Raw genomic sequence first — 23,791 nt, 5'->3', positions numbered from 1 at the left:
ACTACGCCTTTACGCCGAATCACCTTGCAGTTACGGCAAATCTTCTTGACAGAAGCACGAACTTTCATTGCAACATCTCCAAATCAAAAGGGGGACAGTCCCCTCAAAAAAGTGAGGCGAATTATACTCCAGCTAACGCCAAATCCCAAGAAACTTCTTAGAGTTGAGGCGGGAGAGGGTTACCGGACGATGCCGGATCCGCCATACCCCTTTAGGTTGGCCTTCTTCATCAATCCATCATATTGATGGGACATAAGATGGGCCTGCATCTGGGCCATGAAATCCATGACCACCACCACAATAATCAACAGCGAGGTACCGCCGAAATAGAAGGGCACATTCCAGTTGACGATCAAAAATTCGGGCAACAAACACACCAGCGTGATGTAAATGGCACCGGCCACAGTCAAACGGGTCATAACCCCGTCGATATAGCGCGCAGTCTGTTCACCCGGACGAATACCTGGGATAAACGCGCCTGATTTCTTTAGATTGTCAGCCGTATCCTTGGGATTAAACTGCAACGCCGTATAAAAGAAACAAAAGAAGATGATCGCCAGCGCGTAAAGCATAACGTAAATCGGTTGTCCCGGCGACAGCATGGAGGCCACATCCTGCAGCCAACCCAGGTTTTCATTACCCTGGCCGAACATACCGGCAACCGTGGCCGGAAATAAAATGATACTAGAGGCGAAAATAGGCGGTATAACCCCGGCCATGTTCACCTTGAGCGGCAGATGACTGGTGTGGCCACCGTACATCTTGCGGCCCTGCTGGCGCTTGGCGTAATTCACCGTGATGCGGCGCTGACCGCGCTCGACGAATACCACGAAAAATGTCACGGCAATCGCCAACAACAAGAAGAAAAACACCATAAATAGACTCAATTCCCCGGTGCTCGCCAACTCCAGGGTACCACCGACGGCTGAGGGTAATCCCGCCACGATACCGGCGAAGATAATGATGGATATACCGTTGCCGATGCCCCGTTCCGTCACTTGTTCGCCCAGCCAGACCAGAAACATGGTCCCGGCAACGAGGGTCACGATGGCCGTAAACAGAAACGCGGGGCCGGGCTCTAGCACCACCGGAACACCGCCAAACTGTTGATTTTGCAAGGCATACGCCACGCCGCCGGCCTGGATCGTCGCCAAGACCACGGTGAAATAACGCGTGTATTGGCTGATCTTACGACGCCCGGCCTCGCCCTCTTTTTTAAGTTGCTCCAACTTTGGCACCACGGCGGTAAGCAGCTGGATGATAATCGAGGCCGAAATGTACGGCATAATACCAATCGCAAATACCGTAAAACGCGACAAGGCGCCGCCGGAGAACATGTTGAACATGTCGATAATGGTGCCACGCTGCTGATCGAACAGATCCGCGAGCGCAACCGGGTCAACCCCCGGCACAGGCACATGGGCACCGATGCGGAACACAATCAGTGCGCCCAGCACAAAAAGCAAACGGCGCTTCAGTTCACTGAAACGCCCCGCCGCGGCCAAGCCGCCTACTTGTCCTGCACCCGATAAAGCCACTTAGTCCTCGACCTTTCCACCTGCGGCTTCGATTGCGGCACGGGCGCCCTTCGTGACTGCCACACCTTTCACAGTCACGGCGCGCTCAATGCTGCCGGAAGCGATGACTTTGGCCCGCTCGATGTGCTGGCCGACAATGTTGGCGGCTTTCAATGCGAGCAGGTCAATCACCTCCGCACCCAGCTTATTCAGCTCGCCGAGGCGAACCTCGGCTGTGGTGCGACCGACGCGGGAATTAAACCCGACCTTGGGCAGACGGCGCTGCAAGGGCATCTGGCCGCCCTCGAAACCAACCTTGTGGAAGCCGCCGGAACGAGCATGCTGGCCCTTATGACCACGGCCGCAGGTCTTACCCAGGCCGGAACCGATGCCGCGACCGACGCGTTTGGGCGCGGATTTAGAGCCGGCGCCCGGCTTAAGTGTATTCAAGCGCATGATCAAACGTCCTCAACCTTTACCAAATAATTCACTTTATTGATCATGCCACGCACGCTGGGAGAGTCTTGAACCTCCACCGTCTGATGCATGCGACGCAATCCCAAACCAGCAACACAGGCCTTGTGTGACGCTGAACGGCCGTTCGTGCTGCGTACCAAGGTAACTTTTAGATTTTTATCCGTCATGCCTTAACCCAAAATTTCTGCGACTGTTTTACCGCGCTTGGCTGCCACTGATTCCGGATCAGCCATGTTATCCAGACCCTTGATGGTCGCCTGGACCACGTTAATCGGGTTGCTGGAGCCAATACATTTGGCCAGAACATCGTGCACGCCCACAACTTCAAATACAGCGCGCATCGCACCGCCGGCAATGATACCGGTACCATCAGACGCTGGCTGCATATAGACTTTTGCGGCTCCGTGAATCCCGGTCAGGGCATGCTGCAGGGTACCCTCTTTCAGATTCACCTGGACCATATTCTTGCGCGCAGCTTCCATCGCCTTCTGAATTGCAGCGGGCACTTCGCGCGCCTTACCGGTACCGTAACCTACTCGCCCCTTGCCGTCGCCAACCACTGTCAGCGCGGAAAAGCCGAAAATGCGGCCACCCTTGACCACTTTGGCCACACGGCGGACAGATACAAGCTTTTCCTGCAGACCATCACCGGTCGCCTGTTCAAATTTTGCCATCGTTACAATCCTTTAGAATTCAAGACCATTTTCACGAGCGGCATCGGCAAGCGCCTTGATGCGGCCGTGATATTTAAAACCGGAACGATCGAACGCCACGTGGTTGATACCGGCGGATTTGGCGCGTTCGGCGACCATCCGACCGACAGCCTTGGCGGCATCAGCATTACCCGTGGCCGCAGCTTCCTTCTTGACTTCGGCATCCAGCGTCGAGGCGCTGGCCAGTACTTCGCTACCGTTCGGCGCGATCACCTGGGCGTAAATATGCTTGGGCGTACGATGCACGGCCAAACGATATGTGCCCAATTCGCGAATCTTAGCGCGGGCACGACGGGCACGACGTAAACGAGATGATTTCTTATCCATAACCATATCCAATAATTATTTCTTCTTGGCCTCTTTGCGGACCACATGCTCATCGGCGTAACGCACACCTTTGCCCTTATAAGGCTCAGGCGGTCGATAGGCGCGAATTTCAGCGGCCACCTGGCCAACCTGCTGCTTATCGATGCCCCTGACCACAATCTCGGTCTGACTTGGGGTTTCAGCGGTCACGCCTTCCGGCAACTGATAATTTACCGGGTGCGAAAACCCCAGTGATAGATTCAGCACATTTCCCTGAGCTTGTGCGCGATAGCCGACACCGACCAGCTGTAGCTTTTTCTCGAAGCCTTCGTTCACGCCAGTCACGAGGTTACTGACAACAGCACGAACGGTCCCTGCCATGGCCCAGCTTTCCTTGCTCTCTTCACGCACGGAAACAACCAGCTCATTGGCGTCGTTCTTGGCGATATCGACCAGGTCGCTCAAGGATTCCTGAAGCTGTCCTTTACCGCCTTTAACGGTAATCATCTGCCCGGCGATGGTGACATCTACACCGCTTGGGACAGGAATAGGTTTTTTTGCAACTCTAGACATTGGGGCCCACCACTTACGATACGTAACAAATAACTTCGCCGCCGACACCGGCAGAACGGGCGGCGCGATCCGTCATAACACCCTGAGGCGTGGAGATAATCGCTATCCCAAGACCTGCTTCAACCTGAGGTATTTCATCCTTGGGCTTGTACATGCGCACGCCCGGACGACTGGCTCGCTGAATCGTCGCAATTACCGGCTTGCCTTGATAGTACTTCAGATCAACCACCATAACGGGTTTACCGCCTTGGTCGTCCACCTTGTAATCCGCAATATAGCCCTCGCTTTTCAACACTTCGGCAACCGAAGCTTTGAGCTTTGATGACGGCATAGACACTTGTGACTTCTCGGCCGCTTGACCATTGCGAATCCGGGTCAACATGTCAGCAATTGGATCAGTCATGCTCATTTATGTTTTACTCCAAAGTCTCGTATCATCAGGGCTATAGGATTTAAGGCACAGCCCATGGATCAATCTATTACCAACTGGCCTTAACCAAGCCGGGCACATCACCGCGCATGGCGGCTTCGCGCAGCTTGTTACGCGCCAAACCGAATTTACGATAATAACCGTGCGGGCGACCGCTCAGGCTACAGCGATTTCGCAAGCGCACCGGGCTCGCGTCGCGCGGCAGTGCATGAAACTTGCGCTGCGCGTCTTCGCGCTCTTCCTCACTCAGGTTCGTATCCAGCATCTTGCGCTTAAGCTCGGCGCGTTTTGCTGCGTATCTGGCAACGGTGCGTTGGCGTTTGATTTCGCGATTTACCATGGACTTCTTTGCCATAACTCTTAACCCTTAAATGGAAAGTTGAATGCAGCCAGCAATGCACGGCCTTCTTCGTTTGTTTTTGCAGTTGTGGTAATGGTGATATCCATGCCACGCAAAGCATCGATCTTGTCATAGTCGATCTCAGGAAAGATGATCTGCTCCTGCACACCCATGCTGTAGTTGCCGCTACCGTCGAAGGCCTTGGCGCTCACGCCGCGAAAGTCTCGAATACGCGGGATCGCTACTGTAATCAAGCGATCCAGGAACTCGTACATACGGGCACGGCGCAAGGTCACCTTACAACCAATGGGCCAACCGTCACGAATCTTAAAGCCGGCGATGGATTTTCGCGCGAGCGTGGACACAGACTTTTGCCCGGCGATCTTTTCCATATCAGCCATCGCGTTCTGGATAACTTTTTTGTCACCGACCGCTTCGCCCAGTCCCATATTCAGGGTGATCTTGGTGATGCGCGGCACTTCCATAACACTGTCATAGTTAAACTGCTCCATGAGCTGCTTAACGACCGTATCTTTATAGTGATTCAACAATCTAGCCATTGCTAAAAACCTTACGCTTAAATGTCAACTACTTCGTTGTTTGACTTGAAGTAACGAACCTTGCGACCGTCCTCCAGAACACGAAAACCCACTCGATCGGCCTTCTTCGTCACCGGGTTGAACAATGCGACGTTTGATACATCAATGGCCGCTTCTTTCTCGACGATGCCACCGGCAACACCGCGCTGCGGATTAGGCTTGGTGTGACGCTTTACCATGTTGACATTTTCGACAACCACTCGGTCGTCGGCGCTCACACGCAACACGTTGCCACGCTTGCCTTTATCCTTACCAGTCAGCACGATGACATCATCGCCCTTTTTTATCTTACGCATCGTTTTATACCTAGCCTTAATCCGCGATAATCTTTGTTAGAGCACTTCCGGCGCCAGTGACACGATCTTCATAAACTGCTCGGTACGCAGTTCGCGGGTCACCGGGCCGAAGATACGAGTTCCGATCGGCTGCAAGTTGTTGTTCAACAACACCGCCGCGTTACCGTCGAAGCGAATCAGCGATCCATCGGCACGGCGCACGCCTTTTCGGGTGCGCACAACCACTGCGTTGTAAACTTCACCCTTTTTGACCTTGCCGCGTGGAATCGCTTCTTTCACGCTGACCTTGATGATGTCACCAATGCCGGCATATCGACGGCGTGAACCGCCTAACACCTTGATGCATTGCAGACGACGGGCGCCACTATTGTCGGCCACATCCAAGTTAGACTGCATCTGAATCATGTTTCGTCTCCGCTAAATTCTTTGCGCTATCCAGTAACGTGCTTTAGTCGATCAACGGCGCACGTTCATCTATGCGGACCAACCGCCATGATTTGCTTTTTGCCAACGGACGGCATTGAGCAATAGTGACAAGATCGCCTTCATTACACTCGTTGCTTTCATCATGCGCATGCAACTTGGTTGAACGCTTAATGAACTTCTTGTAAACGGGGTGCTTTTCGCGTCGCTCAACCAGTACCGTGATGGTTTTGTCCATTTTGTTACTGACCACACGACCGACAATTTCCCGCGCTGCCTTATTCTCTTCACTCATGATCAGCTACTCGCTTTCTGTCTCAAAACGGTCTTGACTCGCGCAATGTTGCGGCGATTCACCTTCAGCAAATGATTTTGAGCCATCTGACCGGTGGCGTGTTGCATGCGCAGGTTAAAACCTTCCCGCAGCAGCTCTTCGAGCTCGTTAGTCAGCTCGTCAGCACTTTTATCTCTCAGTTCACTCGCTTTCATTACATTACGCTCCGAGATACAAAGGTGGTCTTGACCGGAAGCTTGGCGGCGGCGAGACGGAATGCCTCACGCGCCAAGTCTTCGGATACACCTTCCATTTCATAAAGCATGCGGCCCGGCTGAATCTCAGCGACCCAGTATTCGACGTTACCCTTACCGCTACCCATGCGCACTTCCAAAGGCTTCTTGGTGATAGGCTTGTCAGGAAAAATCCTAATCCAAATACGTCCGCCACGTTTAATGTGGCGCGTCATGGCGCGACGCGCGGCCTCGATCTGGCGCGCGGTAATACGACCGCGGGCGGTTGCCTTGAGACCATATTCACCAAAGCTGACCTTGTTGCCACGCAGGGCATTTCCGCGATTGCGACCTTTGTGTACCTTGCGGAATTTAGTTTTCTTAGGTTGCAACATCTCTATCTATCCTATTACTTAGCAGCGGCTTTTTCCTGAGATTCAGCCATGTCCTCATCGCCGAAAACCTCGCCCTTAAATATCCAGACCTTGATCCCGATCACGCCGGAAGGCGTATGTGCAGAAGCTACGCCGTAATCAATGTCCGCGCGCAAAGTATGAAGCGGTACGCGACCCTCGCGGTACCATTCGGTACGCGCGATCTCGGCGCCGTTCAGACGACCGGACACCTGGATCCTGATGCCTTGACCGCCCAACCGCATGGTATTGGTGACAGCACGCTTCATGGCGCGGCGAAACATAATACGACGCTCTAACTGCTGAGCCACACTCTGGGCCACCAGGGTCGCATCCAACTCAGGCTTACGGATCTCTTCGATATTGACATGCACCGCAGCAACGGGCAGATCCATCATCTTGGCAAGTTTGTGGCGCAGCTTCTCGATGTCCTCACCCTTCTTACCGATCACGATACCCGGCCGGGCAGTGTGAATGGTAATACGGGCATTGCGCGCGGGGCGTTCAATCTGAATGCGGCTAACGGATGCCTGAGACAACTCCTTCTGAAGGAAGTCTCGCACTTTCAGATCGGTGTACAGAAAACCGCCGAAATCCTTGCTGTCCGCATACCACTTGGATGTCCAATCTTTGACAATACCAAGACGTATCCCGGTTGGATGAACTTTTTGACCCATAATCGCCTCTCTTACTTCTCAGCAACGGCCACAGTGATGTGGCTGGTGCGTTTCAGAATTCGGTTTGCACGACCTTTGGCACGTGCCTGGATACGCTTGTGCGTCGGCCCTTCATTAACGAAGACTGTCGAGACCTTTAGCTCGTCGATATCTGCGCCATCGTTATGCTCGGCATTCGCAATCGCAGACTCGAGCAGCTTTCTGACGATAGCGGCAGCTTTGTTAGCGCTGAACTGCAGCGCCTGCAGCGCCGGTTCGACCCGCATGCCACGAATTTGATCTGCGACTAAACGCGCCTTCTGGGGCGAAATACGCGCATATCTCAAAGTTGCAGTCGTTTCCATTATTATCAGACTCCGTTACCTTGACTTCTTGTCAGCAACATGACCTCTATAGGTGCGAGTTGCAGCGAACTCACCCAGCTTGTGGCCAACCATATTTTCGTTAACCAGCACCGGCACATGTTGACGACCGTTATGTACAGCAATAGTCAACCCAACCATTTGCGGCACGACCATCGAGCGGCGTGACCAGGTTTTGATTGGACGACGATCATTCTTTTCCACAGCGTCATCCACTTTCTTAAGCAGATGCGCATCAATGAATGGACCTTTTTTGACTGAACGTGGCACGTTTCTAGTCCCCTATCTGTAGTTACTTACGACGACGAACAATCATTTTGTCCGTACGCTTATTCTTACGCGTCTTATAACCCTTGGTCGGCACGCCCCACGGTGTCACTGGATGACGACCACCGGATGTACGACCTTCACCACCACCATGCGGGTGATCGACCGGGTTCATGGCTACGCCGCGGACGGTGGGGCGCTTACCGCGCCAGCGCGCGGCGCCAGCCTTACCCAGCGAACGCAGTGAATGTTCCGAGTTACCCACTTCGCCAATAGTGGCACGGCAATCGGCCAACACTTTGCGCATTTCGCCGGAGCGCAAACGCAGCGTCGCCTGCGCGCCTTCTTTGGCCACCAACTGTATGGCGGCGCCGGCGCTGCGTGCGATTTGCGCACCCTTGCCCGGCTTCAGTTCAATACAGTGCACCATGGTACCGACCGGAATATTGCGCAGCGGCAAACAGTTCCCCGCCTTGATCGGGGCGTCGACGCCCGAAGCAATCTCGCTACCCGCACTCACACCCTTGGGAGCAATGATGTAACGACGCTCGCCGTCGGCATACAAAACCAAGGCCAGGTGGGCGCTGCGGTTGGGATCATATTCCAGATGCTCAACGCGCGCGGGAACTCCGTCCTTGTCATGACGACGAAAATCAACCACACGATAGTGCTTCTTGTGACCGCCTCCGCGGCGACGCACGGTAATCCGCCCTGCATTGTTGCGGCCGGACGACTTAATCTTCTTTTCCAACAGGGGTGCGTGGGGCTCCCCTTTGTAAAGCTCAGGCGTCACAACCCTGACAACAAACCGGCGGCCCGCTGAAGTCGGTTTTGCTTTTACTAATGCCATGACTCTAGAATCCTTATACTCGCTCGTTCAACGCTTACTGCGCACCCATGAAGTCAATATCCTGGCCCGGCTGCAGTTTTACGTACGCCTTTTTCCAGTCGGCGCGGCGGCCGGCAATTTGACCAAAGCGCTTACGCTTACCCTTCACATTGGTAACCTGCACCGAGTCGACCTTGACGTCGAACATCAGCTCAACGGCCTTTTTTATTTCAAGCTTGTTCGCATCAGGCACAACCTTGAAAACAAACTGTTGATTGGCATCGGCCGCAACAGTAGATTTTTCGGAGACGTGCGGCGCCAACAACACCTTCATCAAACGCTCTTTTCTCATGCGAACATCTCCTCTACTTGCTTCAGTGCCGCTGACGTCATTAACACTTTGTCTGCGCCGACCAAACTGACCGGATCAATATCACGGGCTTCGGCAACCTGGACATTAGCCATGTTGCGCGCCGCCAGCGACAATGACGCGTCTTCGGCATCGGTCACCAACAGGATATTATCCTGAAGCCCCATTGCCTTAAGCTTCTCTTTCAGCTCTTTGGTCTTGGGCGCATCGAGCTGGATACCGTCTATCGCAACCAATCGGTCCTGACGCAACAACTCGGACAATATCGCGCGCATAGCACCGCGATACATCTTTTTATTCACCTTTTGCGAATGATCCTGCGGTACCGCAGCAAAGGTTTTGCCGCCACTCCGCCACAAAGGGGAGCGTATTGTACCAGCTCTTGCGCGGCCTGTCCCCTTTTGTCGCCAGGGTTTTGCACCGCCGCCCCGAACCGCGGCGCGATTCTTGTGCGCGCGGGTGCCGGCGCGGGCACCGGCCAGATAGGCGGTAATCACTTGGTGAACCAGGGCCTCATTGAACTCCTTACCGAAGGTGTCCTCAGACAGGTCAACGCTCTTGGTCGATTCTTTGCCAGTTTTTGTAACCAGTTTCAGTTCCATTTCCCTAACTCCTTACGAACGCGCCTTGATGGACGGGCGAATAATCAGGTCACCGCCCTTGGCGCCAGGAACCGCACCCTTGATCAACAAAAGATTGCGCTCGAGATCAACACGAACAACCTCGAGGTTCTGGACCGTATTGCGCACCGCGCCCATATGGCCTGACATCTTTTTGCCCTTGAACACACGGCCCGGGGTCTGACAGTGACCGATGGAGCCGGGGGCGCGATGCGACAATGAATTACCGTGCGTCGCATCCTGCATACGGAAATTGTGACGCTTGACCGTACCGGCAAAACCTTTACCGATGCTGCGTCCGATCACGTCCACCTTCTGGCCCGCCTCGAAGACATCGACCTTGATTTCATTGCCGATGGCAATCTCGTCACCTTCACCTTGACCGAGGCGGAATTCCCATAGGCCGCGACCCGCATCCACGCCGGCCTTGGCGAAATGACCCGCCAGCGGCTTGGAGACACGGTTGGCCTTACGCTGCCCCAGGGTCACCTGGTAGGCGCGATAGCCATCACGATCCATATCGCGCAGCTGCGTGACACGGTTGGGTTCTACCTCAACAACAGTCACCGGAATCGACTCGCCCGCATCGGTAAAGACACGCGTCATTCCAGCTTTTCGACCTACTACACCAATCGCCATTTTTCTTTACTCCTAGCTTCTCAGCTATCCACGACGGCTCTACGCCGCTCGCTATACCCTTTATGTCAATTTAATCTGAACGTCTACGCCAGCAGCCAGATCCAGCTTCATCAAGGCATCGACTGTTTTGTCAGTCGGATCGACAATGTCCATCAGGCGCTTGTGCGTGCGGATTTCGTACTGATCACGGGCATCCTTATTCACATGCGGCGAGATCAACACGGTAAAGCGTTCTTTCTTGGTCGGCAGCGGAATCGGACCTTTCACCTGTGCACCGGTGCGCTTGGCGGTTTCCACAATTTCACGGGCCGATTGATCGATCAAACGATAATCAAAGGCTTTTAAACGGATACGGATTTTCTGATTAGCAGTCATCTTGCCTTACTCAATAATCTTGGAAACAACACCGGCGCCGACGGTACGGCCACCTTCACGAATTGCGAAACGCAGACCTTCTTCCATGGCGATCGGCGCAATCAAGCTGACGGTCATGGCGACGTTGTCGCCGGGCATGACCATCTCGATGCCTTCGGGCAGATCACAGGCGCCGGTGACGTCGGTGGTGCGGAAGTAGAACTGCGGACGATAGCCGTTGAAGAACGGCGTGTGACGGCCGCCTTCGTCTTTGCTCAACACGTAGACTTCGGCTTCAAACTTGGTGTGCGGGGTGATGGAGCCGGGCTTGGCCAGGACTTGGCCGCGTTCGACTTCTTCACGCTTGGTGCCGCGCAGCAGGACGCCGACGTTGTCGCCTGCCTGCCCTTGGTCCAGCAGCTTGCGGAACATTTCGACCCCGGTGCAGGTGGTCTTGGCGGTGTCTTTGATGCCGACGATTTCGATTTCGTCGCCGACTTTGACGATGCCGCGTTCGATGCGGCCGGTGACGACGGTGCCGCGCCCGGAGATGGAGAAGACGTCTTCGACGGGCATCAAAAAGTCGCCGTCGATGGCGCGCTCGGGCTCGGGGATGTAGCTGTCCAGGGCGTCGACCAGTTTGTCGATGGCCTGGGTGCCGATTTCGCTGTCGTCACCTTCTAGGGCCTTGAGCGCGGAGCCGGTGATGACGGGAATGTCGTCGCCGGGGAAGTCGTAGGAGCTGAGCAGTTCGCGCACTTCCATTTCCACCAGTTCGAGCAGTTCGGCGTCGTCGACCATGTCGGCCTTGTTCAGGAATACGACGATGTAGGGTACGCCGACCTGGCGCGCCAGCAGGATGTGCTCGCGGGTCTGGGGCATGGGGCCGTCGGCGGCGGAACAGACCAGGATGGCGCCGTCCATCTGCGCGGCACCGGTGATCATGTTCTTGACGTAGTCGGCGTGGCCGGGGCAGTCGACGTGGGCGTAGTGACGGGTGTCTGATTCGTATTCGACGTGCGCGGTGGCGATGGTGATGCCGCGCGCTTTTTCTTCCGGCGCCGAGTCGATCTGGTCGTAAGCCTTGTGCTCACCACCGAATTTCTTCGCCTGTGTCACGGTCAATGCCGCCGTCAACGTGGTCTTGCCATGGTCGACGTGACCAATGGTGCCTACATTTACGTGCGGTTTCGTACGTTCAAATTTTGCTTTGGACACGACTCAAACCCTCTTTTATCTGTCTTTCACTAAAACTACTGATCAGGCTGACTGCTTCATTATCGCGTTGGCGACATTGGAAGGCGTCTCAGCATATTTCTCAAACTCCATGCTGTAGGTGGCGCGCCCCTGAGACATGGAACGCAACGAGGTTGCATAGCCAAACATCTCAGCCAACGGCACTTCAGCAGTCACCAGCTTGCCAGCCGGCGATTCTTCCATCCCCTGCACCAACCCACGACGTCGGTTCAAGTCGCCAATCACATCCCCCATGTATTCTTCCGGGGTCACCGCCTCAACCTTCATAATCGGTTCAAGCAGCACGGGATCGGCCTTCATGAAACCCTCTTTAAACGCCATGGAGCCGGCAATCTTAAAGGCATTTTCATTAGAGTCAACATCATGGTACGAACCGTCGAACAGGGTCGCCTTAAAATCGACTACGGGATAACCGGCCAATACACCACTTTCCTTCGCCTCCTGGATGCCTTTATCCACCGCGGGTATATATTCACGCGGGACGGCGCCGCCGACAACGGCATTTTCAAACTGATAACCCGAACCCGACGCTAACGGTTCGAGGCGCAGCCAGACGTGGCCATACTGGCCGCGACCGCCGGACTGGCGTACAAATTTGCCTTCCACCTCGACCTTCTTGCGCAGTGTCTCGCGATAGGCCACCTGGGGAGCACCCACATTGGCCTCGACTTTGAACTCGCGCTTCATGCGATCAACGATAATCTCCAGGTGCAGCTCGCCCATACCCGAGATGATCGTCTGACCCGACTCCTCGTCGGTATGCACACGAAAGGACGGGTCTTCCTGCGCCAGTTTGGACAGGGCCAGGCCCATCTTTTCCTGGTCGGTCTTGGTGCGCGGCTCAATGGCCACCGAGATCACCGGCGCCGGAAACTCCATGCGCTCCAGGGTGATAATGCCAGTCGGATCACACAAGGTGTCGCCAGTGGTCACATCCTTCAGCCCCACCGCCGCGGCAATATCACCGGCGCGCACTTCCTTGAGCTCTTCACGACTGTTGGCATGCATCTGCACCATACGGCCGATGCGCTCCTTCTTGCCCTTGACCGGATTAAAGACGGTATCGCCGGCCTTGACCACGCCGGAATAGCAGCGGAAGAAGGTCAGGGTGCCGACGAACGGATCAGTTGCGATCTTGAACGCCAAGGCGGCAAAGGGCTCATCGTCCGAGCTGTGGCGCTCACCCTCGCTCTCATCCTCATTAATGCCTTTGATGGCGTAGACGTCGGTCGGGGCCGGCATGTAGTCAATGATGGCGTCCAACATCGCCTGTACGCCTTTATTCTTAAACGCGCTACCGCACAGGGCCGGTACGATTTCATTAATAATGGTGCGCGCACGCAACCCCCGACGGATCTCGTCGGCCGACAGATCACCCTCTTCCAGGTATGTCTCCATCAGCTCTTCAGAAGCTTCGGCAGCGGCCTCGACCATCTTTTCGCGATACTCCTGCGCCTGGGCCTGCAGCTCGGCGGGGATGTCGCGGGCGTCATAGGTCGCGCCCATGCCGGTCTCGTCCCAGTAGATCGCCTTCATGCGAATCAGATCGACTACGCCTTCGAAGTGTTCTTCGGCGCCGATGGGAATCACCACCGGCACGGGGTTACCGCCCAGGCGCTTTTTGATCTGACCCATGACGCGGAAAAAATCGGCGCCCTGGCGGTCCATCTTGTTGACGAACGCCATGCGTGGCACGTGATATTTGTTTGCTTGACGCCAGACGGTTTCCGACTGCGGCTGCACGCCGCCTACTGCACAGAACACGGCGCAGGCACCGTCGAGAACACGCAGCGAGCGCTCCACCTCGATGGTGAAGTCGACATGCCCCGGCGTGTCAATAATATTGATTCGGTGTTCAGGGTACTGCTTGTCCATCCCGCTCCAAAAACAAGTGGTGGCGGCCGAGGTGATGGTGATACCACGCTCCTGCTCCTGCTCCATCCAGTCCATAACGGCGGCACCGTCGTGCACCTCGCCTATCTTGTGCGAGATCCCGGTGTAAAACAGTACGCGTTCGGTCGTAGTCGTCTTGCCGGCATCAATATGCGCCATGATGCCGATATTACGATAACGCTCGATTGGTGTTTTACGTGCCACCTAGCTAGCTTCCCTTACTTACCGAATTGTCAAAGAACAAAAAACTTTACAACGAAAATCTACTACCAGCGATAGTGCGAGAACGCCTTATTCGCTTCAGCCATGCGATGCGTGTCCTCACGCTTCTTGACCGCATTGCCGCGACTCTCCGCAGCATCAACAATCTCGCCCGCCAGGCGCAAGCCCATGGACTTCTCGCCACGGGCCCGGGCAGCGTCGCTCAACCAACGCATGGCCAGAGCCATGCGGCGGGCGGGACGCACTTCAACCGGCACCTGGTAGGTGGCGCCGCCCACACGACGGGACTTGACCTCCACCAGGGGACTGACATTCTCCAACGCCTTTTCAAACATCTCCAGCGAGTCTTTCTTGCTGCGCTGGCCGACCACATCCAATGCGCCGTAGACGATGCGCTCGGCAACGGACTTCTTGCCGCTTTTCATGACCACGTTGACAAACTTCGCCAGCGTTTCGCTGCCGAATTTGGGATCCGGCAGGATCTCGCGCTTGGGGACTTCTCTTCTTCTTGGCATCGCTGTTACCTAATCTTTAATTAAAAGCCTGAACAATCAACCTTTGGGACGCTTGGCGCCGTACTTGGAGCGACCCTGCTTACGACCATCCACACCCGAGGTGTCGAGTGTGCCGCGCACGGTATGGTAACGCACACCCGGCAAGTCCTTGACACGACCGCCGCGGATCAGCACCACCGAGTGCTCCTGCAGATTATGCCCTTCACCGCCGATGTAGCTGGAAACTTCCATACCGTTGGTCAAACGCACACGGGCGACCTTACGCAAAGCCGAGTTCGGCTTTTTCGGCGTCGTGGTATAGACGCGGGTGCAAACACCGCGTCGCTGCGGGCAGGCTTCCAGGGCGGGAACGTTGCTCTTCTCGACTTTTCTTACCCGCGGCTTTCTAACCAACTGATTAATTGTTGCCATTTAGACCACCTAAAATCTAATCTCGGAAATATGCAAAAACCCCTTGTCGTCATGCTCTGCATCCAGCTCACAGACAACAAGCGGTCGAAAATCATTAACTTAGCTTTTTTCGGCCCCACAAAATCGGGACCTGCCATTCAAGAAGCGGGAATTTTAGTGATGTGGAAGACGACTGTCAAGCGCCATCTTCATCCCGCTGTCATATTTGGGGCTGAGCAGCCCCTGATAAATCAACAGCGGCGCCGGTAGAGACTACTGGCGCCGCTGTTTCCGCAATCTCGTGCGGATTTACAAGGCCTTGCTTAGCGCCTCTTCCACCTCGCTGGCGGTCGGGGCCTGCTCGCCCTCGGTCTCCACGCCCAGGCGCTTGCGGCGCCGTTCATCGTGATAGGCCAGTCCCGTTCCTGCCGGGATCAGACGGCCGACGATGACGTTTTCCTTGAGACCGCGCAGGTCGTCCATCTTGCCGGACACCGCCGCCTCAGTAAGCACGCGGGTGGTCTCCTGGAAGGAGGCCGCTGAGATGAAGGACTCGGTCGCCAGTGACGCCTTGGTGATACCCAACAGCACCGGATCAAAGGTGGCCGGAATCTTACCAGCCGCCATCAGCCTGTCGTTCTCGTCCAGCACGCGGGCGCACTCCAACTGCTCGCCCTTGAGGAACTTGCTGTCACCGGCACTGGTGATCTCAACCTTGCGCAGCATCTGGCGAATAATGACCTCGATGTGCTTGTCGTTGATCTTCACCCCCTGCAGACGGTAGACCTCCTGAACCTCGTTGACGATATAACCGGCCAATTCCGAAATCCCCTTCAGGCGCAGGATGTCGTGCGGTGCCGGCGGACCGTCCACCACCACTTCACCACGCTCGACGTGCTCACCCTCGAACACATTGATGTGACGCCACTTGGGAATCAGTTCCTCATGCCGCTCGCCGTCCTTGTCGGTGATCACCAGACGGCGCTTGCCCTTGGTCTCCTTGCCGAAGCCGACGGTACCCGTGGCCTCCGCCAGAATCGCCGGATCCTTGGGTTTGCGCGCCTCGAACAGGTCGGCAACACGCGGCAGCCCCCCGGTGATGTCGCGGGTCTTGGACGACTCCTGCGGAATACGCGCCAGGACGTCACCCACGCCCACCTTGGCGCCGTCTTCCAGACCGACGATGGCGCCTGCCGGGAGGAAGTACATGGCCGGGATATCGGTGCCGGCGATACACAGATTGTCGCCGTTTTCATCCACCAGCTTGACCATGGGCTTGAGATCCTTACCCGCAGCCCCGCGCGCCTTGGGATCGGTCACCACCAGACTGGTCAGCCCGGTAATCTCGTCGGTGGTGCGCTGTACGCTGACACTCTCGACAAAATCGCTGAACTTGATCTGACCGGCCACTTCGGTGACCACCGGATGGGTGTGGGGATCCCAGTTAGCGACCACCTGACCGGCGGAAACGGCCTCACCGTCATCCACCGACAGCACTGCACCGTAAGGAATCTTGTAGCGCTCACGATCGCGGCCTTGCTCGTCGACCACGATCAACTCACCGGAACGTGACACCGCCACATTATCGCCGCTGGCATGCTTGACGATCTTGATGTTGTGCAGTCGGGCACGACCGTTGGATTTGACCTCGACGTTATTCTCCGCCGCGGAGCGCGACGCCGCGCCACCGATGTGGAAGGTACGCATGGTCAGCTGGGTGCCCGGCTCACCGATGGACTGGGCGGCGATCACGCCGACCGCCTCACCGGTATTGACCCGGTGGCCGCGCGCCAAGTCACGACCGTAACAGGCGGCGCAGACACCGTAGCGGGTTTCACAGCTGATAGGCGAACGCACCATCACCTGGTCGATGGCCGCCTCTTCCAGGCGGTCCACCCAGCGCTCGTCCAGCAGCGTGCCGTTGGGCACCAATATTTCGTCGCTGCCGGGAATACGCACATCTTCCACCACTACGCGACCCAGCACCCGTTCGCGCAGCGGTTCGACCACGTCGCCGCCTTCGATCAACGGCATCATCAGCAGCCCATGGGTGGTGCCGCAATCGGCATCGGTCACCACCAGATCCTGCGCCACGTCCACCAGACGACGGGTCAGATAACCCGAGTTGGCGGTCTTCAGAGCAGTATCGGCCAGACCCTTACGGGCGCCGTGGGTGGAGATGAAGTACTGCAGGACGTTCAGACCTTCACGGAAGTTGGCCGTAATCGGCGTCTCGATGATGGAGCCGTCCGGCTTCGCCATCAAGCCGCGCATCCCCGCCAACTGACGAATCTGGGCGGCACTACCACGGGCGCCGGAATCGGCCATCATGAAGATGGAGTTAAACGAATCCTGGCGCACTTCCTTACCGTCCTTATCGTAGACAACGTCGGTACCCAGCTTGTCCATCATAGCCTTGGCGACCCGGTCATTGGTGTGCGACCAGATATCGACCACTTTGTTGTAGCGCTCGCCGTTGGTGACCAAACCGGAGATATATTGGTTCTCAATCTCCTTCACCTCTTCGGCGGCGGCGCTGATGATCGCTTCCTTCTCGACCGGCACCTCCATGTCGTTGACACCGATGGAGACACCTGCGCGGGTAGAGAAGCTGAAACCGGTATACATCAGCTGGTCAGCAAAGATAACGGTCGCCTTCAGACCCAGACGGCGGTAACAGGTGTTGATCAGACCCGAAATCGCTTTCTTGGTCATCGCCTGATTGAAAAGCTCGAAGGGCAGCCCCTTGGGCAACAGTTCGGCCAGCAAGGCGCGGCCGACGGTGGTATCGACGAGATTGATAGACTCGTGTGATTCACCGGTCTCTTCGTCCAGCACGTTTTCCTTGATGCGCACCTTGACCTTGGCGTGGATACTGGCGGCGCCGGTCTCCCAGGCGCGGCGCAGCTCGGCCAGATCCGAGAAGGCCATGCCTTCGCCCGTCACGTTCACGCCTTCGCGGGTCATGTAATACAGGCCCAGCACCACATCCTGCGAGGGCACGATGATGGGCTCGCCGTTGGCGGGCGACAGCACGTTGTTGGTGGCCATCATCAGGGCGCGAGCTTCCAGCTGAGCCTCTAGCGAGAGGGGCACGTGCACCGCCATCTGGTCGCCGTCGAAGTCGGCGTTGTAGGCGGTACAGACCAGCGGATGCAGCTGGATAGCCTTACCTTCGATGAGCACCGGCTCGAAGGCCTGGATGCCGAGACGATGCAGGGTCGGGGCGCGGTTGAGCATGACCGGATGCTCGCGGATCACCTCTTCCAGAATGTCCCATACTTCGGGACCTTCGCGTTCGACCATCTTCTTGGCCGCCTTGATGGTGGTGGCCAGACCGCGCAGCTCCAGCTTACTGAAGATGAAGGGCTTGAACAGCTCCAGCGCCATCTTCTTGGGCAGGCCGCACTGATGCAGTTTCAGGGTCGGGCCGACCACGATGACCGAACGGCCCGAGTAGTCGACGCGCTTGCCCAGCAGATTCTGACGGAAGCGGCCCTGTTTACCCTTGATCATGTCGGCCAAGGATTTCAGCGGACGCTTGTTGGTGCCGGTGATGGCCTTGCCGCGGCGACCGTTGTCCAGCAGCGCGTCCACCGACTCCTGCAGCATGCGCTTTTCGTTGCGCACGATGATATCCGGCGCGTTCAGGTCCAACAGGCGCTTCAGACGGTTGTTACGATTGATGACGCGACGATAAAGATCATTCAGATCCGAGGTGGCGAAGCGGCCACCGTCCAGCGGCACCAGAGGGCGCAACTCCGGCGGCAACACGGGCAACACCGACATCACCATCCACTGCGGCTTGTTGCCGGATTCCAGGAAGGCCTCCATCAGTTTTAGCCGCTTGGTCAGCTTCTTGATCTTGGTCTCTGAATTGGTGTTGGGGATCTCTTCACGCAGCCTGGCCACTTCGGTTTGCAGATTCATGGCATTGAGCAGCTCGAGAATCGCCTCGGCCCCCATGCGCGCGTCGAAATCGTCACCGTATTCCTCGATGGCATCGAGATAGCCTTCGTCGGTGAGCAGCTGGTTCTTTTCCAGCTGCGTCATGCCCGGCTCGATGACCACGAAGGCCTCGAAATAGAGCACCCGCTCGATGTCGCGCAAGGTCATATCCAGCAACAGCCCCATGCGCGAAGGCAAGGACTTGAGGAACCAGATATGCGCTACCGGGCTGGCCAGCTCGATGTGGCCCATACGCTCGCGCCGCACCTTGGCGACCGTGACTTCAACACCGCACTTTTCACAGATTACACCGCGATGCTTCAGGCGCTTGTACTTGCCGCATAAACATTCATAGTCCTTCACCGGCCCGAATATCTTGGCGCAGAACAACCCGTCGCGCTCCGGCTTGAAGGTGCGGTAGTTGATGGTCTCGGGTTTTTTTACCTCACCGAAAGACCAGGAACGAATTTTTTCCGGCGATGCCAGACCGATGCGGATGGCATCGAATTCGTCGTTGCTTTGACCCTGTTGCTTTAAAAGATTCAATAGATCTTTCACTGTAGTCTCCTACTCAATGTGACACGCCAGTTGCCAGTCAAACACCGTTTGCCGGATTACTCTTGTTCCAGCTCGATATCGATACCCAAGGCTCGGATTTCCTTCAGCAATACATTGAAGGATTCCGGCATTCCCGCCTCCATCTGGTGATCGCCATCGACAATGTTTTTGTACATCTTGGTACGACCGGCAACGTCATCGGATTTCACCGTCAGCATTTCCTGCAAGGTGTAGGCGGCACCGTAGGCCTCAAGCGCCCAGACCTCCATCTCACCGAAACGCTGACCACCGAACTGCGCCTTGCCGCCCAGCGGCTGCTGGGTCACCAAGCTGTAAGGACCGGTCGAACGGGCGTGCATTTTGTCGTCGACCAGATGGTTGAGTTTCAGTATGTACATATAACCGACGGTGACCAGACGCTCGAAGGCATCACCGGTACGGCCGTCGTACAATTGGGTCTGCCCTGACGTCGGCAGACCGGCCAACTCCAACATCCCCTTGATTTCTTCCTCGCTGGCCCCGTCGAAGACCTGGGTGGCCATTGGCACGCCGGCGCGCAGATTGCCGGCCAGCTCGATGATCTCGTCATCGGTGAACGAATCCAGATCTTCCTTGTGGCCACTGGTATTGTAGGCCTTATCGAGAAAGCCGCGGATCTCGGCAATCTTGCGCTGCTGATCCAGCATCTCGCCGATACGGCGGCCCATACCCTTGGCGGCCCAACCCAGATGGGTCTCCAAAACCTGGCCGATATTCATACGCGAAGGCACACCCAGCGGGTTCAGCACCACATCCACCGGCTCACCGTTTTCATCGTAGGGCATGTCTTCCTCGGGCACGATCATGGAGATAACACCCTTGTTGCCGTGACGACCGGCCATCTTGTCACCCGGCTGAATGCGACGCTTGACGGCCAGATAGACCTTGACCATTTTCAGCACGCCGGGCGCCAGGTCGTCACCGGCGGTAAGCTTGCCGTGCTTCTCTTCGTAGCGCTCGTCGATCTCCTTGCGCGAAGCCTTGACCTGCTCGCTCAACTGTTCCAACTGCATGTTGGCGTCGTCGTTGCGCAGGCGCACTTCGAACCACTTGTTGCGACCAATCTCGTCAAGGTAACCCTTGGTGATTTTATCCCCGGATTTCAGCTTGCCCGGACCGCCATCGGCCACCTTACCCAGCAACAGTCGTTCGACACGCTGATAGATGTCCTGTTCCAAAATACGGAATTGGTCGTACAAGTCTTTCTTGACCCGATCCAGTTCGGCATTCTCGATTTCCAGCGCGCGCTTGTCCTTCTCCACACCGTCGCGAGTGAAGACCTGCACGTCGATCACCGTACCGCTCATGCCCGAGGGCACACGCAGCGAGGTATCCTTCACGTCGGAGGCCTTTTCACCGAAGATGGCGCGCAGTAGTTTCTCTTCCGGGGTCAACTGGGTCTCGCCCTTGGGCGTCACCTTACCGACCAGGATGTCACCCGGCTTCACCTCGGCGCCGATGTAGACGATACCCGACTCATCCAGGCGCGCCAGGGCGCTTTCACCGACATTGGGGATATCGGCGGAAATCTCCTCCGAACCGAGCTTAGTATCACGCGCCACACAGGTCAGCTCTTCGATGTGGATGGTGGTCAGACGATCTTCCTTGACCACACGCTCGGAAATCAGAATCGAGTCCTCGAAGTTGTAACCGTTCCAGGGCATGAAGGCCACCAGCATATTCTGACCCAGGGCCAACTCACCCATGTCGGTGGAGGGACCGTCGGCCAGCACGTCGCCGCGCGCGATCACGTCACCCTTCTTCACCAGCGGACGCTGGTTGATGCAGGTATTCTGGTTAGAACGGGTGTACTTGGTCAGGTTGTAGATGTCCACGCCCGGCTCGCCCGGCACAGTCTCTTCGTCATTGACGCGCACCACCACGCGGGCGGCATCGACAGACTCGACGTCGCCACCGCGACGGGCCACCACGGCCACACCGGAGTCGATGGCCACGGTGCGCTCCATGCCGGTACCTACCAGCGGCTTGTCGGCGCGCAGGGTCGGCACCGCCTGACGCTGCATATTGGAACCCATCAGGGCGCGGTTGGCGTCGTCATGCTCCAGGAACGGAATCAAGGACGCGGCCACCGAAACGATCTGACGCGGCGAGACATCGACATAATTGACCCGATCACGCGGCGACAAGGTGAATTCATTCTTGTGCCGGCAGGAGACCAGATCATCGAGCAGGTTATCGTCTTTGTCCACAGCCACACTGGCCTGGGCAATGACGTATTCGCCCTCTTCGATGGCAGACAAGTACTCGATCTCGTCGGTGATACGGGCGTCGACCACCTTACGATAAGGGGTTTCCAGGAAGCCGTATTCGTTGGTACGGGCATACACCGCCAAGGAGTTGATCAGACCGATGTTGGGACCTTCAGGCGTCTCGATGGGACAGACACGGCCATAGTGAGTCGGATGTACGTCGCGCACTTCGAAGCCGGCGCGCTCGCGCGTCAGACCGCCCGGACCCAGGGCAGAGACACGGCGCTTGTGGGTCACCTCGGAAAGCGGATTGTTCTGGTCCATAAACTGGGACAACTGGCTGGACCCGAAGAACTCCTTCACCACGGCCGATACCGGCTTGGCGTTGATCAGCTCCTGCGGCATCAGGCCTTCGCTTTCGGCCAGACTCAAACGCTCTTTGACGGCGCGTTCGACACGCACCAGACCAATGCGGAACTGGTTCTCCACCATTTCGCCGACGGAACGGACGCGACGGTTACCCAGATGGTCGATATCGTCGACGGTGTCGTTACCGTTCTTGATATTGATCAAGGCGCGAATCACATCGAGGATGTCGCGCTCGTCCAGGGTGCCCGATCCGGTCACTTCGTCACGCTTGAGGCGGCGATTGAACTTCATGCGTCCCACGCCCGACAGGTCGTAGCGGTCCTCGCTGAAGAACAGGTTGTTGAACAATGCCTGCGCCGCTTCTTTGGTCGGCGGCTCACCCGGGCGCATCATGCGATAGATTTCGATCTGTGCCTCGAGAGCGTCATTGGTGTTATCGATGCGCAGGGTATTGGAGACATAAGGCCCATGATCCAGGTCATTGGTAAACAGTGTCTTAAACGTATTCACCCCGGCCTGGCGCATCTTGCCCAACAGCTCCTCGGTGATCTCGTCATTGGCAGTGGCCAGCACCTCGCCGCTGCTTTCATCGACGATTTCACCGCCCAGCGCGCGACCGACCAGGTATTCGTCCGGCACTTCCAGTTTCGCCATACTGGCCTTTTCCATTTCACGGATATGGCGCGCCATAATGCGGCGACCCTGCTCCACCACGACGGCGCCTTTGGCGGTCTTGATGTCGAACAGGGCGGTTTCACCACGTAAACGCTCGGGGATCAATTCCAATTCGGCGCCCGTGTCGGTGAGGGTCAGATTATTGTACTCAAAAAACTCATCCAAAATTTGCTGGGTGGAGTAGCCCAGCGCGCGCATCAATACGGTCACCGGCAGCTTGCGACGACGGTCGATACGTACGAACAGATTGTCGTTGGGATCAAATTCGAAGTCCAACCATGAGCCGCGATAAGGAATCACGCGCGCTGAGAACAACAGCTTGCCCGAGGAATGGGTCTTGCCCTTGTCGTGCTCAAAGAACACACCGGGCGAACGGTGCAACTGAGATACAACCACACGCTCAGTACCGTTGATGACGAAAGTCCCGTTTTCGGTCATGAGCGGCAGTTCGCCCATGTAGACTTCCTGTTCTTTAATATCCTTGACGCTACGCTCTGCGGCATTGGATTCCTTGTCATAGATAACGAGGCGAACCTTGACCCGCAGCGGGGCGGCGAAGGTCATGCCGCGCATCTGGCACTCGCGCACATCAAACCCGGGGGTACCCAAGCGATAGCTTACATACTGCAGCTCAGCGCTTCCGGTGTAGCTCTGAATCGGAAAGACTGAAGAAAAGGCGGCGTGCAAACCGAGGTCGGCGCGCTCGTCCGTCGGAACATCTGCCTGAAGAAAATTACGATACGAATCAAGCTGGGTCGCCAGCAAATAGGGGACTTCCAGCACGCGGGGTTGCTTGCCAAAAGTCTTTCGGATGCGTTTCTTTTGCGTAAAAGAGTAGGCCATCGGAGTTCCTCAGTCTTAGTACTTTACATATTGAGTGCAACAGGCCTGCATTGTTGCAGCGCCAATCGCCTCAAAGCCTTACTGTAGCCAAACATGCTGCCGTCTCACCAACGGCAAAAGGCCGGCGGCACGAGGCCGCCAGCCGATTAAGGATGCCGTT

Annotated in this window: 27 protein-coding genes; 1 reads left to right on the top strand and 26 read right to left on the bottom strand. The window is 56.6% G+C overall.

From position 1 onward, the window contains the following. Positions 1 to 179 precede the first annotated feature (179 nt). The 24 genes from secY to Tel_04025 all read right to left on the bottom strand — a co-directional run bounded on the left by secY (position 180) and on the right by Tel_04025 (position 15,010). Entirely contained in the window at positions 180 to 1,538 is a 1,359-nt protein-coding gene (secY, locus tag Tel_04140; protein ID ALP52395.1) for a preprotein translocase subunit SecY, read from the bottom strand. Continuing rightward, positions 1,539 to 1,973, bottom strand: coding sequence for a 50S ribosomal protein L15 (locus Tel_04135; GenBank protein ALP54732.1), 435 nt, complete (start codon positions 1,971 to 1,973; stop codon positions 1,539 to 1,541). It abuts the gene before it with no gap. A 191-nt stretch (positions 1,974 to 2,164) separates the two neighbouring features. After that, positions 2,165 to 2,668, bottom strand: coding sequence for a 30S ribosomal protein S5 (locus tag Tel_04130; GenBank protein ID ALP52394.1), 504 nt, complete (start codon positions 2,666 to 2,668; stop codon positions 2,165 to 2,167). A gap of 12 nt (positions 2,669 to 2,680) precedes the next feature. Beyond that, entirely contained in the window at positions 2,681 to 3,040 is a 360-nt protein-coding gene (locus Tel_04125) for a 50S ribosomal protein L18 (protein ID ALP52393.1), read from the bottom strand. 9 nt (positions 3,041 to 3,049) lie between these two features. Continuing rightward, entirely contained in the window at positions 3,050 to 3,586 is a 537-nt protein-coding gene (locus Tel_04120; protein ID ALP52392.1) for a 50S ribosomal protein L6, read from the bottom strand. Positions 3,587 to 3,599: 13 nt separating this feature from the next. Further along, the gene (locus Tel_04115) at positions 3,600 to 3,995 is read right to left on the bottom strand and encodes a 30S ribosomal protein S8 (GenBank protein ALP52391.1); all 396 of its coding nucleotides are present in this window, start codon (positions 3,993 to 3,995) and stop codon (positions 3,600 to 3,602) included. A gap of 70 nt (positions 3,996 to 4,065) precedes the next feature. Continuing rightward, positions 4,066 to 4,371, bottom strand: coding sequence for a 30S ribosomal protein S14 (locus Tel_04110; protein ID ALP52390.1), 306 nt, complete (start codon positions 4,369 to 4,371; stop codon positions 4,066 to 4,068). Between the two features lie 5 nt (positions 4,372 to 4,376). Further along, positions 4,377 to 4,916 carry a 50S ribosomal protein L5 gene (locus Tel_04105; GenBank protein ID ALP52389.1) on the bottom strand — a complete coding sequence of 180 codons (540 nt, stop codon included), beginning with the start codon at positions 4,914 to 4,916 and terminating at the stop codon, positions 4,377 to 4,379. 17 nt (positions 4,917 to 4,933) lie between these two features. Beyond that, positions 4,934 to 5,251 carry a 50S ribosomal protein L24 gene (gene rplX, locus Tel_04100; protein ID ALP52388.1) on the bottom strand — a complete coding sequence of 106 codons (318 nt, stop codon included), beginning with the start codon at positions 5,249 to 5,251 and terminating at the stop codon, positions 4,934 to 4,936. A 36-nt stretch (positions 5,252 to 5,287) separates the two neighbouring features. Then, entirely contained in the window at positions 5,288 to 5,656 is a 369-nt protein-coding gene (locus Tel_04095; GenBank protein ALP52387.1) for a 50S ribosomal protein L14, read from the bottom strand. 43 nt (positions 5,657 to 5,699) lie between these two features. Further along, positions 5,700 to 5,969 (bottom strand): 30S ribosomal protein S17, encoded by a 270-nt coding sequence (locus Tel_04090; protein ID ALP52386.1) that lies wholly within the window; start codon positions 5,967 to 5,969, stop codon positions 5,700 to 5,702. A gap of 2 nt (positions 5,970 to 5,971) precedes the next feature. Then, positions 5,972 to 6,163: a 50S ribosomal protein L29 gene (locus Tel_04085; GenBank protein ID ALP52385.1), complete on the bottom strand. Its 192-nt coding sequence runs from the start codon at positions 6,161 to 6,163 to the stop codon at positions 5,972 to 5,974. After that, positions 6,163 to 6,576 (bottom strand): 50S ribosomal protein L16, encoded by a 414-nt coding sequence (locus Tel_04080; protein ID ALP52384.1) that lies wholly within the window; start codon positions 6,574 to 6,576, stop codon positions 6,163 to 6,165. Before Tel_04080 ends, Tel_04085 begins: the two co-directional genes overlap by 1 nt. Positions 6,577 to 6,590: 14 nt before the next feature. Next, positions 6,591 to 7,271, bottom strand: a complete 681-nt coding sequence (locus Tel_04075; protein ID ALP52383.1) for a 30S ribosomal protein S3 — start codon at positions 7,269 to 7,271, stop codon at positions 6,591 to 6,593. Positions 7,272 to 7,282: 11 nt separating this feature from the next. After that, complete coding sequence (locus Tel_04070) at positions 7,283 to 7,615, bottom strand: 50S ribosomal protein L22 (protein ALP52382.1); 333 nt, start codon at positions 7,613 to 7,615, stop codon at positions 7,283 to 7,285. Positions 7,616 to 7,925: 310 nt separating this feature from the next. Beyond that, entirely contained in the window at positions 7,926 to 8,750 is an 825-nt protein-coding gene (locus Tel_04065) for a 50S ribosomal protein L2 (GenBank protein ID ALP52381.1), read from the bottom strand. A gap of 34 nt (positions 8,751 to 8,784) precedes the next feature. After that, a complete protein-coding gene (gene rplW, locus Tel_04060) occupies positions 8,785 to 9,081 on the bottom strand; it encodes a 50S ribosomal protein L23 (protein ALP52380.1) in 297 nt (98 codons plus the stop codon). Continuing rightward, on the bottom strand, positions 9,078 to 9,701 hold the full coding sequence (rplD, locus tag Tel_04055) for a 50S ribosomal protein L4 (GenBank protein ID ALP52379.1): 624 nt from the start codon (positions 9,699 to 9,701) through the stop codon (positions 9,078 to 9,080). Before rplD ends, rplW begins: the two co-directional genes overlap by 4 nt. 12 nt (positions 9,702 to 9,713) lie before the next feature. Beyond that, positions 9,714 to 10,358, bottom strand: a complete 645-nt coding sequence (locus Tel_04050) for a 50S ribosomal protein L3 (protein ID ALP52378.1) — start codon at positions 10,356 to 10,358, stop codon at positions 9,714 to 9,716. A 60-nt stretch (positions 10,359 to 10,418) separates the two neighbouring features. Further along, positions 10,419 to 10,733, bottom strand: a complete 315-nt coding sequence (gene rpsJ / locus Tel_04045) for a 30S ribosomal protein S10 (protein ALP52377.1) — start codon at positions 10,731 to 10,733, stop codon at positions 10,419 to 10,421. 6 nt (positions 10,734 to 10,739) lie between these two features. Continuing rightward, complete coding sequence (gene tuf, locus Tel_04040) at positions 10,740 to 11,930, bottom strand: elongation factor Tu (GenBank protein ALP52376.1); 1,191 nt, start codon at positions 11,928 to 11,930, stop codon at positions 10,740 to 10,742. 42 nt (positions 11,931 to 11,972) lie between these two features. Further along, the gene (gene fusA, locus Tel_04035; GenBank protein ALP52375.1) at positions 11,973 to 14,066 is read right to left on the bottom strand and encodes an elongation factor G; all 2,094 of its coding nucleotides are present in this window, start codon (positions 14,064 to 14,066) and stop codon (positions 11,973 to 11,975) included. 62 nt (positions 14,067 to 14,128) lie between these two features. Beyond that, positions 14,129 to 14,599 carry a 30S ribosomal protein S7 gene (locus Tel_04030; protein ID ALP52374.1) on the bottom strand — a complete coding sequence of 157 codons (471 nt, stop codon included), beginning with the start codon at positions 14,597 to 14,599 and terminating at the stop codon, positions 14,129 to 14,131. Between the two features lie 36 nt (positions 14,600 to 14,635). Beyond that, positions 14,636 to 15,010 (bottom strand): 30S ribosomal protein S12, encoded by a 375-nt coding sequence (locus tag Tel_04025; protein ID ALP52373.1) that lies wholly within the window; start codon positions 15,008 to 15,010, stop codon positions 14,636 to 14,638. Between the two features lie 30 nt (positions 15,011 to 15,040). Between Tel_04025 and Tel_04020 the strand changes: the two genes are divergently transcribed. After that, positions 15,041 to 15,259 (top strand): hypothetical protein, encoded by a 219-nt coding sequence (locus tag Tel_04020; GenBank protein ALP52372.1) that lies wholly within the window; start codon positions 15,041 to 15,043, stop codon positions 15,257 to 15,259. A 39-nt stretch (positions 15,260 to 15,298) separates the two neighbouring features. Here the strand turns inward: Tel_04020 and Tel_04015 are convergent, their stop codons facing one another. Both Tel_04015 and rpoB read right to left on the bottom strand, forming a co-directional pair. Continuing rightward, complete coding sequence (locus tag Tel_04015; GenBank protein ID ALP52371.1) at positions 15,299 to 19,495, bottom strand: DNA-directed RNA polymerase subunit beta'; 4,197 nt, start codon at positions 19,493 to 19,495, stop codon at positions 15,299 to 15,301. Positions 19,496 to 19,551: 56 nt separating this feature from the next. Then, entirely contained in the window at positions 19,552 to 23,631 is a 4,080-nt protein-coding gene (rpoB, locus tag Tel_04010) for a DNA-directed RNA polymerase subunit beta (protein ID ALP52370.1), read from the bottom strand. Positions 23,632 to 23,791 lie beyond the last annotated feature (160 nt).

The organism is Candidatus Tenderia electrophaga, assembly GCA_001447805.1.
Classification (GTDB): domain Bacteria; phylum Pseudomonadota; class Gammaproteobacteria; order Tenderiales; family Tenderiaceae; genus Tenderia; species Tenderia electrophaga.
This window is presented reverse-complemented; position numbering and strand designations above follow the sequence as displayed.

Excerpts from the sequence above, each read along its gene's own strand:
- rpsJ (ALP52377.1), bottom strand. The coding sequence starts at position 10,733 with ATGACTGCTAATCAGAAAATCCGTATCCGTTTAAAAGCCTTTGATTAT.
- Tel_04125 (ALP52393.1), bottom strand. The coding sequence starts at position 3,040 with ATGGTTATGGATAAGAAATCATCTCGTTTACGTCGTGCCCGTCGTGCC.
- Tel_04070 (ALP52382.1), bottom strand. The coding sequence starts at position 7,615 with ATGGAAACGACTGCAACTTTGAGATATGCGCGTATTTCGCCCCAGAAG.
- Tel_04095 (ALP52387.1), bottom strand. The coding sequence starts at position 5,656 with ATGATTCAGATGCAGTCTAACTTGGATGTGGCCGACAATAGTGGCGCC.
- Tel_04080 (ALP52384.1), bottom strand. The coding sequence starts at position 6,576 with ATGTTGCAACCTAAGAAAACTAAATTCCGCAAGGTACACAAAGGTCGC.
- Tel_04115 (ALP52391.1), bottom strand. The coding sequence starts at position 3,995 with ATGAGCATGACTGATCCAATTGCTGACATGTTGACCCGGATTCGCAAT.
- Tel_04050 (ALP52378.1), bottom strand. The coding sequence starts at position 10,358 with ATGGCGATTGGTGTAGTAGGTCGAAAAGCTGGAATGACGCGTGTCTTT.
- rpoB (ALP52370.1), bottom strand. The coding sequence starts at position 23,631 with ATGGCCTACTCTTTTACGCAAAAGAAACGCATCCGAAAGACTTTTGGC.
- Tel_04025 (ALP52373.1), bottom strand. The coding sequence starts at position 15,010 with ATGGCAACAATTAATCAGTTGGTTAGAAAGCCGCGGGTAAGAAAAGTC.
- Tel_04105 (ALP52389.1), bottom strand. The coding sequence starts at position 4,916 with ATGGCTAGATTGTTGAATCACTATAAAGATACGGTCGTTAAGCAGCTC.
- Tel_04030 (ALP52374.1), bottom strand. The coding sequence starts at position 14,599 with ATGCCAAGAAGAAGAGAAGTCCCCAAGCGCGAGATCCTGCCGGATCCC.
- Tel_04110 (ALP52390.1), bottom strand. The coding sequence starts at position 4,371 with ATGGCAAAGAAGTCCATGGTAAATCGCGAAATCAAACGCCAACGCACC.
- Tel_04085 (ALP52385.1), bottom strand. The coding sequence starts at position 6,163 with ATGAAAGCGAGTGAACTGAGAGATAAAAGTGCTGACGAGCTGACTAAC.
- Tel_04020 (ALP52372.1), top strand. The coding sequence starts at position 15,041 with ATGCAAAAACCCCTTGTCGTCATGCTCTGCATCCAGCTCACAGACAAC.
- Tel_04090 (ALP52386.1), bottom strand. The coding sequence starts at position 5,969 with ATGAGTGAAGAGAATAAGGCAGCGCGGGAAATTGTCGGTCGTGTGGTC.
- rplX (ALP52388.1), bottom strand. The coding sequence starts at position 5,251 with ATGCGTAAGATAAAAAAGGGCGATGATGTCATCGTGCTGACTGGTAAG.
- rplD (ALP52379.1), bottom strand. The coding sequence starts at position 9,701 with ATGGAACTGAAACTGGTTACAAAAACTGGCAAAGAATCGACCAAGAGC.
- Tel_04075 (ALP52383.1), bottom strand. The coding sequence starts at position 7,271 with ATGGGTCAAAAAGTTCATCCAACCGGGATACGTCTTGGTATTGTCAAA.
- Tel_04135 (ALP54732.1), bottom strand. The coding sequence starts at position 1,973 with ATGCGCTTGAATACACTTAAGCCGGGCGCCGGCTCTAAATCCGCGCCC.
- Tel_04130 (ALP52394.1), bottom strand. The coding sequence starts at position 2,668 with ATGGCAAAATTTGAACAGGCGACCGGTGATGGTCTGCAGGAAAAGCTT.
- Tel_04065 (ALP52381.1), bottom strand. The coding sequence starts at position 8,750 with ATGGCATTAGTAAAAGCAAAACCGACTTCAGCGGGCCGCCGGTTTGTT.
- rplW (ALP52380.1), bottom strand. The coding sequence starts at position 9,081 with ATGAGAAAAGAGCGTTTGATGAAGGTGTTGTTGGCGCCGCACGTCTCC.
- Tel_04120 (ALP52392.1), bottom strand. The coding sequence starts at position 3,586 with ATGTCTAGAGTTGCAAAAAAACCTATTCCTGTCCCAAGCGGTGTAGAT.